The sequence below is a fragment of the Oleiphilus sp. HI0123 genome, from assembly GCF_001635315.1.
Genome location: NZ_LWGE01000299.1, coordinates 1 through 270, shown reverse-complemented (window position 1 = coordinate 270; position 270 = coordinate 1). Strand labels below are relative to the sequence as shown.

The window sequence follows — 270 nt, the reverse complement described above, 5'->3', positions numbered from 1 at the left end:
CTAGAGAAGTTATCTATGCCGCTGATATCTCAACTAGAACCCTTTGCCAATGGGCTTGATTTCGGCTGCGGACCCGGACCAACTTTATCAATCATGATGCGTGAAAAGGGCTTTAACGTAGAAGAGTACGATCCTTTCTACATGCCAGACAAAAGCCCTTTAAGTGGCCGCTACGACTTTATTACCAGTACAGAGGTTGTCGAACATCTGAGCAAGCCAAAAGAGGTATTTGAGCTCTTGTTTAAGATGCTGAAAAAGAAAGGAGTCTTG

The 270-nt window shown here is 44.1% G+C and carries 1 protein-coding gene; it reads left to right on the top strand.

The window, feature by feature from the left end; all coding sequences use genetic code 11:
• Positions 1-15 precede the first annotated feature (15 nt).
• On the top strand, positions 16-270 hold a 255-nt coding region (locus A3761_RS02865), incomplete at its 3' end, for a class I SAM-dependent methyltransferase (protein ID WP_231881132.1).